We start from the raw sequence: 15,798 nt of genomic DNA, 5'->3' as shown, positions 1-15,798 counted from the left end.
TCGGAGACACCGTAGGGCCGACTTTTCCGGACGTCAAGCCTGTTTCGAGGAAGTTTCGGACGGCGCCGCGGTGCTGTCCCTGATCACCAAGCTGGTCGAGAGCTCCAGCCGCAGCGGCTCCTCGGCCGGGTGTTCGGCCTCCAGCACGTTGCGCACGGCCAGCATCGCCATCTGCGCCAGCGGCTGCCGGACGGTGGTCAGTTTGGGGGTCGTCCACTCGCAGACCTCGGTGTCGTCGAAGCCGACCACGCTGAGATCGTCGGGCACTCGCAGGCCCCGGGCGTGCACCTCCTCGTAGACGCCGGCGGCCTGCTGGTCGGAGGCGGCGAACACGGCGGTCGGAGGTTCGGGCAGGTCGAGCAGGTCGGCCGCGCCGCGACGGCCGCTCTCGGGGTAGAAGTCGCCCGGCCGGATCAGGCGCTCGTCGACCGGCAGCCCGGCCCGGCGGAGCGCGGCGCGGTAGCCGTCGAGGCGCTCCATGCCGCACGGCACCCCGTCGGGCCCGGTGATCATGCCGATCCGCTCGTGGCCCAGGCCGATGAGGTGCTCGGTGGCCGCGAAACCGCCGGCCCAGTTGGTCGCCCCGATGGTGGGGATGTCCTTGTCGAAGCCCCCGACCTGGTCGACGACCACGAACGGGGCGTCGATCGTGCGCAGCCGGGCCGCCGCCAGGTGCTGGACGCCCGATCCGACCAGGACCACGCCGTCGGTCGGCCGGGAGGCGATCGCCGCCAGCCACTCGCGCGGATTGGCCTGCCGGTCGTGGGTGACGGTGAGCACCAGCCGGGCCCCCAGCCGGTAGGCCTCCTGCTCGGCACCGCGCAGCAGTTCGCTCGCCCAGGCGGTGTCGAGCTCGGTGATCACGAAGTCGACCAGACCCACTTTGCGCGGCTCTGACCTGGCCCTTCGCTGGTAGCCTGTGGCCTCCAGCGCATCCTGCACGCGCCGCCGGGTCTCCGGGCCCACGGCGTCACGGCCGTTGAGCACCTTGCTCACGGTCGGCACGGATACGCCCGCCGCCGAGGCGACCATGGCGATGGTCACTCGGTCGGCGCGCCTGGTTGCGACCCGCTTCGGCACGACACCTCATCATGCGTAGATTCGATCTGTCGAAACTTTCTATCACCGTAGCACCGGCCGGGCCGGTGCCGTGCAGAGCGCATTTGAACTGGGAGAACGTGGATCTACTCCCGGTGTGGTTGCTCGAAACGGTGATGACGACGGGCTTTGCAAGATCCGGAGTTTCGAAACTCCACGGAAACAATTTAGCCGAAATTCTTGACACTGCCGAGAGCTCGGTGTTTCTCTCTTTCGAGACCGCTAACGAAACTTTCGGAGTTTTCGGAAGCCTTGCCTGATCCGGCTCTCGACAGTTCTCACGGGGCGCGGAACGGCGTCAGTACCACGGTGCGTGCCTATCACGCGCAAGGAGAGACACATGCTGGGATCTTCGCGAATCTGGAAGCGTCGTCCCCTCGGCTTCGCCGCCGCGCTCATGAGCGGCGCGCTGGTGCTCGCCGGGTGCGCCGGCGGCGGGGCGCCGGCGCAGAACGGCGCCCAGAACGCGGATCAGGGATCCGCCGACTCCGGTGAGATCACCTGGTGGGGCTGGACCCCCGACGCGGCGCCCGCCGAGGCATACATCAAGGCCTTCAACAAGGTCTACCCGAACATCAAGGTCACCTTCAAGAAGCTCACCATCGACGGCTACGACGCGGCCATCCGGCCCGCGCTCGCCTCCTCGGTCGGCCCCGACGTCTTCGACGTCGCCCCGGGCGCGGCCAACGGCTCCGTCGACATCTACGGCGTCAACGCCGTCGACCTGAAGCCCGCCGTCGAGAAGGCGCTGGGCGCCGACTGGGAGTCGAAGCTCGCCCCGATCGGGGTCTCCAGCCTGAAGAACGGCGACAAGCTCGCCGCCCTGTCGGTCGGCTCGGTGTTCTCCGGCACGGTCTGGATCAACAAGGACCTGTTCGACAAGTACCACCTGCTGCCCCCGACCACCTACGACGAGTGGAAGAAGGTCTGCGCGACCTTCAAGGCCAACGACGTCGGCTGTTTCGTGCAGGGCGCCGCCCAGACCGCGTTCAACGAGGACACCCTCCAGGCGATCTCCAACAACGTCCAGCCGGGCGTGTGGGAGAAGGCGCTCAAGAAGGAGGTGCCCTGGACCGACCCGACGATCGTCAAGGCGCTGACCCTGTGGAAGGGCCTGTTCGACGACGGGATCATGCAGGAGGGCGCGCTCGGCACCCAGCAGTACCCCGACGCCAACAACGGCTTCATGTCCGGCAAGTACGCCATGGTCATGATGGGGAGCTGGTACATGCAGTACTCCACCGTCGAGGGCATGACGGCCGCCATCTCCGGCGCCGGCGTCGCCGACCCCAAGCCGTTCACCCAGCTTCCCATCGCCTTCCCCGACATCGCGGGCACCGGCAACGTCGGCTCCCTCTACGGCGACGCCGACTTCGGCCTGGCCGTCAACCAGAAGTCGAAGAACATCGCCGCCGCCACGACCTTCGCGACCTGGCTCGGCACCTCCGCCGAGGGCCAGCAGGCGGTGGCCGACATCCTCAACGACATCCCCGCCCTGGTCACCGCCCAGCCCGACTGGGACGCCGTCAAGCTGGTCGACCCCGAGGCGCAGAAGCCCGCGCTGGAGAAGCTGATCTCCGACGCCGGCAGGTCGGACGAGCCGCGCCTGGCCACGGTGGTCGCCGACCTGCAGACCGCGATCGGCGTCGCGTCCACCACGGTGGCGGCCGGCGAGGCCACCCCCGAGGAGGCCGCGGCCACGCTGCAGGACACCGCTTCGAAGATCAAGTAACCCCCGAGGACGGAACCCTTGACCTCCACGACCACATCGAAGACCGGGGCACGCCGTCCTTCCGGATCCTCCGCCCCGGGACCCCGTTCCCGGGGCGGGGCGATCCGCCCCTCCGGCCTTCCGTGGATCCTGCCCGCGTTCGTCTTCGTGGTCGGCATCCTCTACTACTGCATCGGCGAGACGGGCTACCTGTCGACCCTCGACTGGGACGGCACCAGCCCCACCCCGACGCCGGTGGGCCTGCAGAACTACCGCGACATCCTGGTCGACCCGATCTTCTGGCAGGCCATCTGGCACACCGTGATCTTCTTCGTGGTGACCTTCACCGCGCAGACCGCGATCGGCTTCGTGTTCGCGGCGCTGCTGCACTCGAAGGTGCGGCTCGGCACCCTCTACAAGGTGATCGTGTTCACACCGGTGGTCATCGCGCCGGCGACCATGGCGCCGGTGTTCCGGCAGATGTTCGCCGCCGACGGCCAGCTCAACTGGTTCCTCGACCACGCCGGCCTGGGCTTCCTCTCTCAGCCCTGGCTGGCCCAGTCGGGCACGGCCATGCCGGTGATCATGTTCATCACCGTCTGGAACTTCACCGGCCTGACCTTCGTGCTCTACTACGCCGCGATGGGCCAGATCGACCCCGAGGTGCTGGAGGCCGCGCGCACCGACGGGGCCAGCAACATCCGCACCCTGGTCAGCATCGTGTGGCCCGGCGTGCGCGGCACCACCGTGGCGCTCGCCATGCTCAGCGTGATCGGCGCCCTGAAGACCTTCGACATCCCCTACCTGGTGACGATCGGCGGCCCCAACTACGCCACCGAGTTCCTCGGCACCTACATCTACCGGATCAGCATCCCCAGCGCCCACGTCGGCTACGGGGCCGCGCTGTCGATCATGCTCCTCGTACTGGCCCTGCTCGGCGCCATCGCCGTCGCCGCCCGCTCCAACCGGAAGGACGGTGAGAGCGGTGTTTGAGGCCCGCCGCCCGCCGGCCAGGCTGCTGCTGCAGATCCTGGTCACCGCGATGGTCATCCCCTACCTGTTCCCCCTGGTCGTGATGGTGCAGGGCTCGCTGGCGGGGGAGGGCTGGGGCAACTACCGCGCGGTCTTCGAGGTCGGCACGATCGGCACCTTCTTCAAGAGCAGCGTCGTCATCTCGGTCTCGACGATCGCCATCGTGTACGTCCTGACGATGCTGGCCGCGTTCGGGTTCTCCAAGCTGCGCGTGCGCCGCAAGGAGGTCTACTTCTGGATGATCCTGGCCGCGCTCACGCTGCCCGAGGTCGTCCTGCTCACCCCGCTGTTCGCGACGACGCTGGCCCTCGGCGTCTACGACACCTACTGGGCGGTCGTGCTGCCGCTGGCCGCGCTGCAGATCCCCTTCACCGTGCTGATCGCCCGCCGGTTCGTCGACGGCGTGCCCGACGCGCTGTTCGACGCCGCCCGCATCGACGGCGCGAGCACGTTCACCTCCTTCCGCTACATCGTCATCCCCATGACGCGGCCGATCGCCGCGGCGATCGTGGTGCTGACCCTGATCGGCTCGTGGAACGCCTACCTGCTGCCGCTGGTCCTCATCCAGGACCCGGCCCAGCAGACCGTGACGCTGCTGCCGCAGTTCTTCGTCAGCCAGTTCAGCAACGACCAGACCAAGGTGCTGGCCAGCGCGGTCATCACCGCGATCCCCGAGATCGTCGCCTACCTCTGCCTCCAGGGCCTGTTCGAACGCGGCCTCTCGGCCGGTGCCATCAAGTAAAGGAACCCCTCACATGACCTTCCTCCGGGTCGAAGGACGCCAGTTCGTCGACGAGTCGGGCGCCCCCGTCCGCCTGCGCGGCGTCGCGGTCGGCGGCTGGCTGAACATGGAGAACTTCATCACCGGCTACTCGGCCAACGAGGCGCTGATGCGCAGCCTGGTGCGCGAGGTCCTCGGCGACGAGAAGTACGAACTGTTCTTCGACCGCCTGCTGACCGCCTTCTTCAACGAGGACGACGCCAGGCTGCTGGCCGAGATGGGCATGAACTGCGTGCGCCTCCCCGTCAACTACCGCCACTTCGAGGACGACGAACGCCCCTTCGAGTTCAAGACCGAGGGCTTCCGGCACCTCGACCGCGCGGTGGAGGCGTGCGCGCAGCACGGCATCTACACCGTCATCGACCTGCACGCCCTGCCCGGCTCGCAGAACCACCACTGGCACTCCGACAACATCACCCACCGCCCCCTGTTCTGGGACCACCCCCACTTCCAGGACCGCGTGGTGACGATGTGGGAGCACATCGCCGAGCACTACAAGGACAACCCCTGGGTGGCCGGCTACAACCCGATCAACGAGCCCGCCGACGAGTCGCGCAAGGTGGTCGGCCCGTTCTACACCCGCCTGGTCGAGGCCATCCGCGCGATCGACGACCGGCACATCCTCTTCCTGGACGGCAACACCTACTCCACCGAGTTCGACGTCTTCGACGAGCCGTGGGAGAACACGGTGTACGTCGCCCACGACTACGCCGCCCCCGGCCTTGGCGGCGGCGGCCCCTATCCGGGTGAGACCGCCGGGAAACACTGGGACAAGGCCGCCCTGGAGGCCAAGTACGCCGAGCGCACCGAATACTGCACCCGCACCGGCACCCCCGTGTGGGTCGGCGAGTTCGGCCCCATCTACACCGGCTCCGAGCCCCGCGACGCCGAGCTCCGCCGGCTGCTGGCCGACCAGCTCGACATCTTCAGGCGCGACGGCGCCGGGTGGTCGATCTGGATGTACAAGGACCTGGGCCGCCAGGGCCTGGTCATGGTGCGTCCCGACTCCCCGTACCTGAAGCGGTTCGGCGACTTCGTCGCCAAGAAGGTGCGCCTGGGCGCCGACCAGTGGGGCAGCGACGGCACGGGCGTCGCCGAGGTGACCGGCCCGTTCTACCGGATGATCGCCGAGGAGTTCCCCGGCTTCGACCCCTACCCGTGGGGGCAGTACGACTGGGTCCGCACCCTGCTGCTCAACCTGACGGTGGCCCAGCCGCTCGCCCACGAGTACGCGGAGCTCTTCCGCGGCCTCACCGACGACGAGCTGATCGCCCTGGCCGACTCGTTCGCGCTGGCCAACTGCGACGTCCGCACCACCCTGCGCGACCAGCTCATGGCCGGTTAGAGGTACTTCCGGGTCCACTCCTCGAAACTGGTCAGCGGGATGCCGAGCGCCCGCGCGTACTCCGGTCGCGCGGGCTGCCCGACGGCCCCGGTCCGCTCGTGCGAGACGCCCGCCCACACGGGCATCCCCTTGGCGAGCGCCTCCTCCTCGGTCAGGTCGGGCGCGGCCAGCTCGGCGCCGAACGCCTTGGAGAGGATCGCGGCGATCTCCGTCATCGACAGGAGGTCGCTCGCCAGCTCCAGCTCGATCCCGTGGAACCGCCCGGGGTCGAGCACGGCCGCGGCGGCGGCCCGCCCGATGTCGTCGACCGCGACGAGTGACAACCTGGTCTCCGGCTTCAGCACCGTGACCAGGCCGCCCTCGACGCCCCGGGGCAGCAGGTAGGCCGCCGACGGCAGGAAGTTCTCCATGAACCAGCCCGGGTTGATCAGCGTCCAGTGGGTGAACCCGGCCTCGCGGACCCGGTCCTGGATGGCCGACTTGGTGGTGTAGTAGGGCTGCAGCGGCGCCCACCGCTCCCTGGTGATCTTCTGCGCGGCCCCCGACACGGCCGTGTGCACGAACTGCGGCACCCCGGCGGCCAGCGCGGCCTCGATCAGGTTCTCCGCCTGGGCGCGTTCGCCGTCGAAGTCGATGACGTCGTCCTTCATCGGCGGCATCTGCACCGAGAACACCGCCCTGACCCCCTGCGCGGCCGCGACCAGCGAGTCACGGTCGTAGAGGTCACCCTTCACGAGTTCGGCCCCGAGAGCCTCGACCGCCCTCGCCTTCGCCGTCGACGGATCCCTGACCAGCGCCCTGACGGGCACGCCCGCCTCGATCAGGGCGCGGGCGGCGGCGCCCCCCTGCTGTCCGGTGGCGCCGGTGACCAGAACGTGGGACATGACTCTCCTCTCAAAAAACGGCGGACCCCGCCGTTTCTGTTCCGGTACGATACGGAGACCCCCGCCGTTTAGCAATCCCCGAGGTGAGGCCTGATGCGCGCCGACGCCCAGCGCAACTACGCGCGCCTGCTCGCCGTCGCCGAGGAGGAGATCGCCCTCAACGGCGCCGACGCGTCACTGGAACAGATCGCCCGCGTCGCGGGCGTCGGCTCGGGCACGGTCCGCCGCCACTTCCCCAACCGGCACGCCCTGCTGGCCGCCGTCTTCCGTGACCGCGTCGAAAACCTCTGCGCGCACGCCCGCGAGCGCGTCGGCCGCCCCGACACCCGCGCGGCGCTGCTGGAGTGGCTGAGCGCGGTGACCACCTCGGCCGCGACGATCCGGGGGCTGGCCATGGCCCTCAACCGCGACAAGGCGGCCGACGCCGAACACGGACACTGCGCCACGACCCAGCTCGCGGAGGCGGGCGAACCCCTGGTCCGTCAGGCGGCGGAGGTGCTGGCCCCGGGCGTCACCATCACCGACCTGATCGCCCTGATCACCGGCATCGCCCTGGCCACCGAAGACCACCCCGACCCGGCGGCCGAGGCCAACCGCCTCCTCGGCCTGGCCGTGACGGGCCTCAGCCCCCTCGACGGCCGGATCAGGAGGCCCGAACCCGCCTCGGGAGCGTCCTGAGGGCGGACAGCAGGCGGTCGACGTGTTCCTCGGTGCTGCCGATGCCGATCGAGGCGCGGACCGCGCCGCCGAGTTCGTCGCAGCCGCCGTGGCCCACGCCGAGCAGGTGCCGCACGAACGGGTGGGCGCAGAACTTGCCGTCGCGCACGCCGATCCCGTGGTCGGCCGACAACCGTTCGGCCACCTCGCGGGCGGTGAGGCCGTCGACGACGAACGACACGATCCCGACCCGGGGATGGTCGGCGGGCCACAACGCCAGCTCGTGGACGCCGTCGATGGCGGCCAGCCCGGTCCGCAGCCGGGTGAGCAGGCGCTCCTCCTCCTCGATCAGGCCGGTCCAGCCGGTCTGGCTCAGGTGGTCGCAGGCGGCGGCCAGGGCGATGGCGCCCAGCACGTTGGGGGTGCCGGCCTCGTGCCGGGCCTCCACGTCGGGCTGCCACTCGGCCTGCTCGCCGACCGACACGACGGCGCCGCCGCCCTTCAGGTAGGGCTCGGCCCGCTCCAGCCAGTCGCGGCGGCCGATCAGCACGCCCGCGCCGAAGGGGGCGTAGAGCTTGTGGCCCGAGAAGGCGACGTAGTCGAGGTCGAGGGCGGCGACGTTCAGCGGGCGGTGGGGGGCGAGCTGGGCGGCGTCGACGGCGATGCGGGCGCCGTGCCGGTGGGCGATGTGCGCGAGGCCCGCGATCGGCCACAGTTCCCCGGTGACGTTGGAGGCCGCGGTCACCACCAGCAGCGCGGGACCGTCGATCGCGGCGAGCGCCTCGTCGGCGGCGCGGAGGGCCTCGCCGGGCAGGGCGGGCGGGGCGAGGCGCACGGGCGCGGACCAGGGGAGGAGGGTGGCGTGGTGCTCGGTGTCGAAGACCACAACCGTGGTGCCCTCGGGCAGGCCGCGGGCCAGCAGGTTCATCGCGTCGGTGGTGTTGCGGGTGAAGACCAGCGCGTCGTCGGGCCGGGCGCGGGCGAACGCCTTGATCGTGTGGCGGGCCTGCTCGTAGCGGGTGGTGGTGAGCCGCGAGGCGTATCCGGCGCCGCGGTGGACACTGGAGTAGGCGGGCAGCGCTTCGGCGACGGCCTGGCTGACCGCCTGGAGACAGGGGGCGCTGGCGGCGTAGTCGAGATTGGCGTAGGGCACCAGCGCGCCGTCGCGAACGGGCACGTCAAGGGAGAACACGGGGGACACAAGGCCTCCAGGAGAGCCACGCGCTTGCCCGCCGCACCCCGCGACGGACCAGGTCTTCACCCGGGGCACCCCGCCGCGGACGCGAGGGTTGCCGGCCAGCGAGCCGGGGCTGTGCGCTGGCACTCATGACCTTCGCCGGAACTATAACCCGGCGGCCCGGCCGGGACGCAAGCCCGGTCCGAGATCTACTTTGTAAAGGCGCCGGACCAGTGCAGCGACAGGTCGGTGGCCTTGCGCTCGGCCCGGATCTCCATCCACTCGCCGAGGATGGTGGCGTGGTCGGTGACGATCAGCTCGCCCCGGTCGTCATAGGTGACACGTTCGCTGACGAACACCGGGTCGCCCGCCGGGCGCCGCAGCCGGGCCGCCACGGGGGCGGTGAGCAGGGCCGGCCTGACCCGTTCGGTCGCCCGGTGCACCCGCGCCCCGGCGTCGGCGAGGGCGGTGTAGAGCGGGGTCTCGGTGAAATCGGTCCCCCTGATCGCCGAGGCGTGCGGCTCGACGATCCACGAGATCTGGTGGACGGCGGGCCGGCCCATCAGGTGGCGCACCCGGGCGAGCCGGAGGGCCCGCAGACCGGCCGGCGCGTCGCCGAGGAGCCGGGTGAGCGCGCGCGGGGCCGGCCGCAGCGCGGCCGAGAGCACCTCGGTCCGCAGGGGGAGGCCCTGTCTGCGCAGGTCGTCGCCGAGGCTGCGCAGGGTGTCGAGGGGGTATTCGGCGCTGGGCCGCGTCACGTAGGTGCCGCGGCCGGCCCGCTGGTCGATCAGGCCTTCGCCGCTGAGCACCTGCAGCGCCTGCCGGAGCGTCATCATCGTCACGCCGTAGGAGGCGCTGAGCTCACGCTGCGCGGGCAGGGCCTCACCCGCGCGGTAGTGGCCCGACCTGATCTTGGCGATCAGGTCGTCGGCGATGGCGCGGTAGCGGGGCGTACTGCTCATCGGGCTCCCTGTGGTCGAGCGCGCGGCGGATGCTCGCCACATACTCTCCCAGCTCGCGCGGCCCTGTGCCGTCCAGCAGCCGGCGCATCAGCGCCGAGGCGACCACGACGCCGTCGGCGTGCCCCGCGAGCTCGGCGGCCCGTGCCGGGTCGGACACGCCGAAGCCGAACAGGACCGGCCGGTCGGTGAGCCCCTTGAGGTCACGGCCGAGCCGCGCCACCGCCGGGGACGTCCCGCCGCCCTCGCCGGTCGTCCCCATGCGGGTCACCGCGTAGACGAACCCGCGGCTGCGCCCGGCGATCTCGCGCAGCCGGGCCGGGGAGGAGGAGGGCGCGGCCATCAGCGCCAGGTCCAGCCCTTCGGCCGCCGCCGCGCCGGCCAGCTCGCCGACCTCCTCCAGCGGCGAGTCGGGCACGATCAGCCCGCGCAGCCCGCTCGCCCGCAGCGCCGCGCAGAACGCGGCGCCGCTCCGCTGGAAGACCAGGTTGCTGTACGTCATCGCGAACAGCGGCACCGCCACGTCGAGCGCGGCGAGCTCCGCGAGGATGCCCGCGACCGTGGCCCCGCCCGCGATGGCCCGGTCGGAGGCCTCCTGGATGGTGACGCCGTCGAGCATCGGATCGGAGAACGGGAAGCCCACCTCGACGGCGTCGGCGCCGGCGTCGACGTAGGCGCGGACGACGTCCGTCCACCCGGGGCGGATCCCGCCGGTGACGTAGGGCACGAGCAGGGAACGGCCCGCGTCACGGCGGGCGATCAGGAACTCTTCGAGGGTCACGGCAGCTCCTTGATGGCGGCGATGTCCTTGTCCCCCCGGCCGGAGAGCGTCAGCATCACGGTCGAGCCGGGCGCGACCGCGCCGGTTTCGGCGGCCCGGATCACCCAGGCCAGGGCGTGGGAGGACTCCAGCGCGGCCAGGATCCCCTCGGTGCGGGCCAGGCGCACGAGCGCCCGGACGACCTCGTCGTCGGTGACGGTCGCGTAGCGGGCGCGGCCCCCGTCGCGGAGGTGGGCGTGCTCGGGCCCGATGCCCGGGTAGTCGAGCCCGGCCGCGATCGAGTGGGCCTCCCTGACCTGGCCGTGCTCGTCCTGGAGGACGAGCGAGCGGTAGCCGTGCAGCACCCCGGCGCGGCCGGAGGTGGCCGCCGCGCCGCCCTCGGCCTCGACCCCGACGAGCCGCGCGGTGGTGCCGACGAACCCGGCGAAGGTGCCGGCGGCGTTGGATCCGCCGCCGACGCAGGCGACCACGTAGTCGGGCACCCCGGCGGGCAGTTCGGCGCCGCACTGGACGCGGGCCTCCTCGCCGATGACCCGCTGGAACTCGCGCACCATCCACGGGTAGGGATGCGGCCCCATCACCGAGCCGACGCAGTAGTAGGAGTCGTCGACGGACGCGACCCAGTGCCGCATCGCCTCGTTGCAGGCGTCCTTGAGGGTCCGGCTCCCGGTGGTGACCGGCACGACCTCGGCGCCGAGCACGTTCATCCGCCGGACGTTGAGCTCCTGCCGTTCGATGTCGCGCTCGCCCATGAACACGGTCGCCTCCAGACCGAGGAGCGCCGCGGCGGTGGCCGTGGCGACGCCGTGCTGGCCCGCGCCGGTCTCGGCCAGCAGCCGCCGCCTGCCCATCCGCTCGGCGAGCAGCGCCTGGCCGACCACGTTGTTGATCTTGTGGGAGCCGGTGTGGGCGAGGTCCTCCCGCTTGAGCAGCAGCGTGATCCCGAGCTCCCGCGACAACCGCCGGGCCGGGGTGAGCGGGGTGGGGCGTCCGGCGTAGACGGTGAGCGTGGTGGTGAGCCGGTCGCGGAAGCCGGGGTCGGCCCAGGCGTCCCGGAAGGCGGCCTCGATCTCGTGGCAGGCGGGGATCAGGGACTCCGGCACGTACCGCCCGCCGTAGTCGCCGAACCGTCCGGTGGTTCCCGGGTCGCTCATCAGGGCGTGTTCGCTCATGTACGTCGTCCTCCGTACTGTTCTAGAACAGGAGACTGTTCTAGAACAGTACAACAAGGGCGCCGTCAGTCCAGCTCTGGGCGCGCCGGAGGCCGCGGGACCTCCGGGTGAGGGCGTCGACCTCCGCCCTCACCCGGCGCGGTCGCCGGCCCGTTCGAGGACGACGACCGGGAGGAGCCGGGTGGTCCGGGCCTGGTAGTCGCCGTAGCCGGGGGAGACCTTCACGACCTGCTCGAACAGCTCGTCACGGTGGGCTCCCCCGGCGGGGGTCGCCAGGGCTGGGAAGGTCTCGGCGCCGAGCTCCACCCGTACCGAGGGATGGGCCAGCAGGTTGTGGTACCAGCCGGGGTGCCGCGGGGCCCCCAGGTTGGAGCCGACGACCAGCAGCGAGCCGCCGTGGCGGACATAGCCCAGGGGAGTGGTGGTCTCCTTTCCCGACTTCGCGCCGGTGGTCGTGAGCAGGAGCAGGTCGCCGCCCGCGAAGGGGCCGCCGACCCGGCCCGCGTTGGCGCGGAACTCGGCGATGACGGATCGGTCGAATGGCGTGGGCATGTGGATGCGTGTCTCCGGAGATCAGGGGTGACCGACTGCGGTGAAAAAGGGGGAAGCGGCGGTCGCCGAAGGCGTGCCGGCTGAGAGGCGGGGCGCGCAAGACCCTTCGCGTGAAGGATGTTCGCCCGATCACCGGCCGGCCCACTGCTCTTTGGCCGGAGTCACGCGACATCGGGCCTCATTAGACGCGCCCGGCGTTCGCCCGTCAACCTCCAGGAAATCTACTTTGTAAAGGCGCTCGGCTGCGACAACACGAAGCGTGCCCCCGGTCGATTTTCGGTGGGGGTTCGGTGCAGGCGGTTGTCCCGGGCGGCGGGGCCGGTCGACGATGAACCCATGGTGTGGATGCGACGGCGGCTGAGGAGCGTGCTCGACCGGCTCTACGTGCGCAGGCTCGCGGGGCGGCTTCCCCGGGAGCTGATGCCGCGGCATATCGGGATCATGGTCGACGGCAATCGCCGCTGGGCGCGGTCGGCGGGTCTCCCTGATCCGGCCGACGGCCATCGGGCCGGTGGGGCGAAGATCCCGACGTTCCTGCGCTGGTGCGACGCGTACGGGATCGAGCAGGTGACGATCTACCTGCTGTCCGACGACAACCTGGGCCGTGGGGAGGACGAGGTCGCGGCCCTGCTGGGCATCATCGAGGGCGTCGTCGAGGAGCTGGCCGCGCCGGGTCGCCGGTGGGAGGTCACGCCGATCGGGAGCCTGGATCTGCTGCCGGACGCGACGGCTCGGGCGATCAAGGACGCGGCGGCCCGGACGGTGGGGCGGCGGGGCGGGGTGAGGGTGAACGTCGCGATCGGGTACGGGGGTCAGCGGGAGATCGCCGACGCGGTCCGGTCGGCGATCGGGGAGCGGCTGGCGGCGGGTGTCCCGTTGGAGGAGATCCTGGAGGGGTTCGACGCGGAGTCGATCTCGCGGCATGTGTACACGGCGGCGCAGGCGCCGCTCGACATGATCGTCAGGACCAGCGGCGAGCAGCGCCTGTCGGGTTTCATGTTGTGGCAGTCGGCGTACGCGGAGATGCACTTCTGCGAGTGCTACTGGCCGGATTTCCGGGAGATCGATTTTCTGCGGGCGCTTCGTTCGTATGCGGGCCGGGGTCGCCGTTTCGGCCGGTGACCGGTCATCCGTGGCTGGTGGTGAGCGTGTCGATGGTGGCGCTGGTCTGGGTGACGCCGTTGAGGACGCAGCCGGCGCCGAGTTCGACGAGGTTGCTGGTGGTGCGGCCGGTGAGGTGGGCGGTGCCGCCTTCGATGGTGTAGGAGGTGAGGTCGCCGCGGTGGGTCGCCTGGTTGATCGTGCTCGTGGTGCCGTCGTTCCAGGTGATGGTGAGGCGGGTGTAGCCGGGGCCGATCGGGCCGGGGCACTGGGTGGTGAGGCCGCCTTCGACGTGGATGGATCCGCCGGTGATGGCGGGGTGCCGGGTGGAGGAGCAGACGCCGAGGTCGCCGTTCCCGGTCATCCAGGTGGTGGTCTTCTTGAAGGTGAGCCCGGGGGTGTAGTTCAGGCTGATGCTGCCGCCGTGGCAGGTGATGTCGCCGGTGTCGGCCGAGGCCGGCTGGAGGGGCGCGAGGGTGAGCGCGAGGGCGGCGGCGCACAGGAGCGGACGCATTGGGTCTTCCCTTCTGTCGAAGGGCTCCATGATGTTCACGGGCGGGTGCCCCCTGGCGGTGTCGACGTGCCAGGGGGCAGTGGGGTTTGCCGGAATTTGACCTGGTCAGCGAGCGAGGAGTTCGCGGAGCCGGCGGGTGATCTCGGCGGGGGCCTCCTCGGCCATGAAGTGGCCCGCGGTGGTGGTGTGGTGGCGGAGGTCGGGGGCCCAGGCGCGCCAGAGGGCGGCGGCGTCGTAGCCGAGGGCGGCGCCCCAGTCCTGCTGGATGACGGTGACGGGCATGGTGAGCCGGGTGCCGTTGGCGCGGTCGGTGGTGTCGTGGTCGAGGTCGACGCCGGCGGAGGCGCGGTAGTCGGCGACGATCGAGGGGATGGCCTGGCGGGCGGCGGTCAGGTAGGTGTCGCGGACGTCGTGGAGGGCGGCGGGGTCGCCGGTCCAGGCGTCGAGGAAGTGGCCGAAGAAGGTGTCGGGGTCGGCGGCGATGAGGGTTTCCGGCAGGCCGGGCGGCTGGGCCATGAGGTAGAGGTGCCAGGCGACGGCGGCGGGGGCGCCGTGCAGGACGTTCCACATGTCGAGGGTGGGCAGGACGTCGAGGCAGGCCAGGTGGGTGATGGTGGCCGGGTGGTCGAGGGCGGCGCGGAAGGCGACGAGGGCGCCGCGGTCGTGGCCGGCCAGGGCGAACCTGTCGTGGCCGAGGGCGTGGGCGAGGGCGATGATGTCGGCGGCCATCTCGCGTTTGGAGTATCCGGTGGCGGGTTTGTCGCTGTCGCCGTATCCGCGCAGGTCGGGGCAGATGACGGTGTGGGTGGTGGCGAGGTCGGGGGCGACGTGCCGCCACATGAGGCGGGTCTGCGGGAAGCCGTGGAGGAGGACGACGGCGGGTCCGTCGCCGCCGACGGCGGCGGTGAGGGTGACGTCGTCGGCGACGGGGACGCGGTGCTGGGTGAAGTCGGTCATCACGGGGTTGAGGTTGCCGGGTGCCGATGAGCATCCGATGAGCGGTTAGCGTGGCGGTGTGTCCGTTGTGGTGGGGGTCCTCGGGCCGGTGGAGGCGTGGGACGCGGTGGGGGCGGCGATCGTGTTGCGGGGGCCGCGTCATCGTGAGGTGCTGGCGCGGCTGGTCGCGGCCGGGGGCCGGGTGGTGCCGGTCGAGGTGCTGGCGGCCGATCTGTGGGACGACCCGCCGGAGGGCGCGGTGGCGGCGATCCGGACGTTCGTGGCGGCGTTGCGGCGGGCGTTGGAGCCGGGCCGCCCGCCGCGGACGCCGGCGAGGGTGATCGTGACGGCGGGGCCGGGTTACGCGTTGCGGGCCGAGGCGGACGTGTGGCGGTTCGAGGAGGCGGCGCGGGTGGCCGGGCCGCCGGCGGCGGTGCTGGCGGGGCTCGACGCGGGGCTGGCGTTGTGGCGGGGGCCGGCGTACGCGGGGATGGCGTGGGCCGAGGGGGAGCGGGCGCGGCTGGCGGAGGTGCGGTTGCGGGTGGTGGAGCGGCGGGCGCAGGCGTTGCTGGATCTGGGGCGGGCGGCCGAGGCGGTGCCGGATCTGGACGCGCAGGCGCGGGCCCATCCGTGGCGGGAGGAGATGTGGCGGCTGCTGGCGCTGGCGCTCTATCGGGCGGGGCGGCAGGCCGACGCGCTGGCGGTGCTGCGGGGGGCGCGGGCGGAGCTGGCGGGGCGGCTGGGGCTCGATCCGGGGCCGGGGTTGCGGGATCTGGAGGCGGCGATTCTGCGGCAGGACGACGGGCTGGCGTTCGGTGACGCGGCGGCGCGGGTGTGGGCGAGCGCGGCGGCGGCGCATGATCGGGTGGCGCCGGGGGCGGGGCCGAGGCTGGAGGCGGCGGTCGGGTTGATGCGGGGGCTGGCGGTGACCGGCGGCGAGGGGCTGGTGGCGGCGCGGGAGCATCGTGCGGCGGCGGTGGAGGCGGCCGAGGAGGTGGGTGACGCCGAGCTGGTGGCGCGGGTGATCGGCGCTTACGACGTGCCGGCGGTCTGGACGCGGTCCGACGATCCGGTGCAGGCGGGGCGGGTGGTCGGGGC

Annotated in this window: 16 protein-coding genes and 1 riboswitch; of the genes, 7 read left to right on the top strand and 9 right to left on the bottom strand. The window is 71.6% G+C overall.

Annotated elements, in window-relative coordinates; genetic code table 11:
• Positions 1-33 precede the first annotated feature (33 nt).
• Positions 34-1,080, bottom strand: a complete 1,047-nt coding sequence (locus AW273_RS09795; protein WP_232327250.1) for a LacI family DNA-binding transcriptional regulator — start codon at positions 1,078-1,080, stop codon at positions 34-36.
• Between the two features lie 358 nt (positions 1,081-1,438).
• On the opposite strand from AW273_RS09795, the gene AW273_RS09790 reads away from it, so the two are divergent.
• Genes AW273_RS09790 through AW273_RS09775 form a run of 4 tightly spaced genes read left to right on the top strand, consistent with a single transcriptional unit; the run spans position 1,439 to position 5,967 of the window.
• The gene (locus AW273_RS09790) at positions 1,439-2,830 is read left to right on the top strand and encodes an ABC transporter substrate-binding protein (protein ID WP_062347436.1); all 1,392 of its coding nucleotides are present in this window, start codon (positions 1,439-1,441) and stop codon (positions 2,828-2,830) included.
• Between the two features lie 18 nt (positions 2,831-2,848).
• On the top strand, positions 2,849-3,802 hold the full coding sequence (locus AW273_RS09785) for a carbohydrate ABC transporter permease (RefSeq protein ID WP_198168089.1): 954 nt from the start codon (positions 2,849-2,851) through the stop codon (positions 3,800-3,802).
• Positions 3,786-4,583, top strand: a complete 798-nt coding sequence (locus AW273_RS09780) for a carbohydrate ABC transporter permease (RefSeq protein ID WP_198168088.1) — start codon at positions 3,786-3,788, stop codon at positions 4,581-4,583. Before AW273_RS09785 ends, AW273_RS09780 begins: the two co-directional genes overlap by 17 nt.
• A gap of 13 nt (positions 4,584-4,596) precedes the next feature.
• Positions 4,597-5,967 (top strand): glycoside hydrolase family 5 protein, encoded by a 1,371-nt coding sequence (locus tag AW273_RS09775; protein WP_062347431.1) that lies wholly within the window; start codon positions 4,597-4,599, stop codon positions 5,965-5,967.
• Here the strand turns inward: AW273_RS09775 and AW273_RS09770 are convergent.
• Positions 5,964-6,851, bottom strand: a complete 888-nt coding sequence (locus AW273_RS09770) for an NmrA/HSCARG family protein (RefSeq protein WP_062347429.1) — start codon at positions 6,849-6,851, stop codon at positions 5,964-5,966. The two genes, AW273_RS09775 and AW273_RS09770, sit on opposite strands and share 4 nt — an antisense overlap.
• A 93-nt stretch (positions 6,852-6,944) precedes the next feature.
• On the opposite strand from AW273_RS09770, the gene AW273_RS09765 reads away from it, so the two are divergent.
• Positions 6,945-7,529 carry a TetR/AcrR family transcriptional regulator gene (locus AW273_RS09765; RefSeq protein ID WP_062347428.1) on the top strand — a complete coding sequence of 195 codons (585 nt, stop codon included), beginning with the start codon at positions 6,945-6,947 and terminating at the stop codon, positions 7,527-7,529.
• Here AW273_RS09765 and AW273_RS09760 read toward each other — a convergent pair.
• The 5 genes from AW273_RS09760 to AW273_RS09740 form a co-directional block, all read right to left on the bottom strand.
• Entirely contained in the window at positions 7,495-8,700 is a 1,206-nt protein-coding gene (locus AW273_RS09760; RefSeq protein WP_062347956.1) for an aminotransferase class V-fold PLP-dependent enzyme, read from the bottom strand. The genes AW273_RS09765 and AW273_RS09760 overlap by 35 nt on opposite strands.
• Before the next feature lie 24 nt (positions 8,701-8,724).
• Positions 8,725-8,840: riboswitch (SAM riboswitch) on the bottom strand.
• 54 nt (positions 8,841-8,894) lie between these two features.
• The gene (locus AW273_RS09755) at positions 8,895-9,647 is read right to left on the bottom strand and encodes a GntR family transcriptional regulator (protein ID WP_062347426.1); all 753 of its coding nucleotides are present in this window, start codon (positions 9,645-9,647) and stop codon (positions 8,895-8,897) included.
• Complete coding sequence (gene trpA / locus AW273_RS09750; protein WP_083949648.1) at positions 9,568-10,425, bottom strand: tryptophan synthase subunit alpha; 858 nt, start codon at positions 10,423-10,425, stop codon at positions 9,568-9,570. Before trpA ends, AW273_RS09755 begins: the two co-directional genes overlap by 80 nt.
• Positions 10,422-11,597 (bottom strand): tryptophan synthase subunit beta, encoded by a 1,176-nt coding sequence (trpB, locus tag AW273_RS09745; protein WP_062347424.1) that lies wholly within the window; start codon positions 11,595-11,597, stop codon positions 10,422-10,424. Before trpB ends, trpA begins: the two co-directional genes overlap by 4 nt.
• A 129-nt stretch (positions 11,598-11,726) precedes the next feature.
• Positions 11,727-12,149 (bottom strand): nitroreductase family deazaflavin-dependent oxidoreductase, encoded by a 423-nt coding sequence (locus tag AW273_RS09740; RefSeq protein ID WP_083949647.1) that lies wholly within the window; start codon positions 12,147-12,149, stop codon positions 11,727-11,729.
• A 345-nt stretch (positions 12,150-12,494) separates the two neighbouring features.
• Here AW273_RS09740 and AW273_RS09735 point away from each other — a divergent pair, with 345 nt between their 5' ends.
• Positions 12,495-13,271: an isoprenyl transferase gene (locus AW273_RS09735; RefSeq protein WP_083949670.1), complete on the top strand. Its 777-nt coding sequence runs from the start codon at positions 12,495-12,497 to the stop codon at positions 13,269-13,271.
• A gap of 4 nt (positions 13,272-13,275) precedes the next feature.
• Here AW273_RS09735 and AW273_RS09730 read toward each other — a convergent pair whose 3' ends face one another.
• Both AW273_RS09730 and AW273_RS09725 read right to left on the bottom strand, forming a co-directional pair.
• Positions 13,276-13,764 (bottom strand): hypothetical protein, encoded by a 489-nt coding sequence (locus AW273_RS09730; RefSeq protein ID WP_062347421.1) that lies wholly within the window; start codon positions 13,762-13,764, stop codon positions 13,276-13,278.
• 105 nt (positions 13,765-13,869) lie between these two features.
• The gene (locus AW273_RS09725; protein ID WP_062347419.1) at positions 13,870-14,721 is read right to left on the bottom strand and encodes an alpha/beta fold hydrolase; all 852 of its coding nucleotides are present in this window, start codon (positions 14,719-14,721) and stop codon (positions 13,870-13,872) included.
• Between the two features lie 58 nt (positions 14,722-14,779).
• Between AW273_RS09725 and AW273_RS09720 the strand changes: the two genes are divergently transcribed.
• Positions 14,780-15,798: AfsR/SARP family transcriptional regulator (locus AW273_RS09720; RefSeq protein WP_198168087.1), on the top strand; the 1,019-nt coding region annotated here is incomplete at its 3' end.

Source organism: Herbidospora yilanensis (assembly GCF_001570565.1).
In the GTDB taxonomy this organism is placed as follows: Bacteria; Actinomycetota; Actinomycetes; order Streptosporangiales; family Streptosporangiaceae; genus Herbidospora; species Herbidospora yilanensis.
This window is presented reverse-complemented; position numbering and strand designations above follow the sequence as displayed.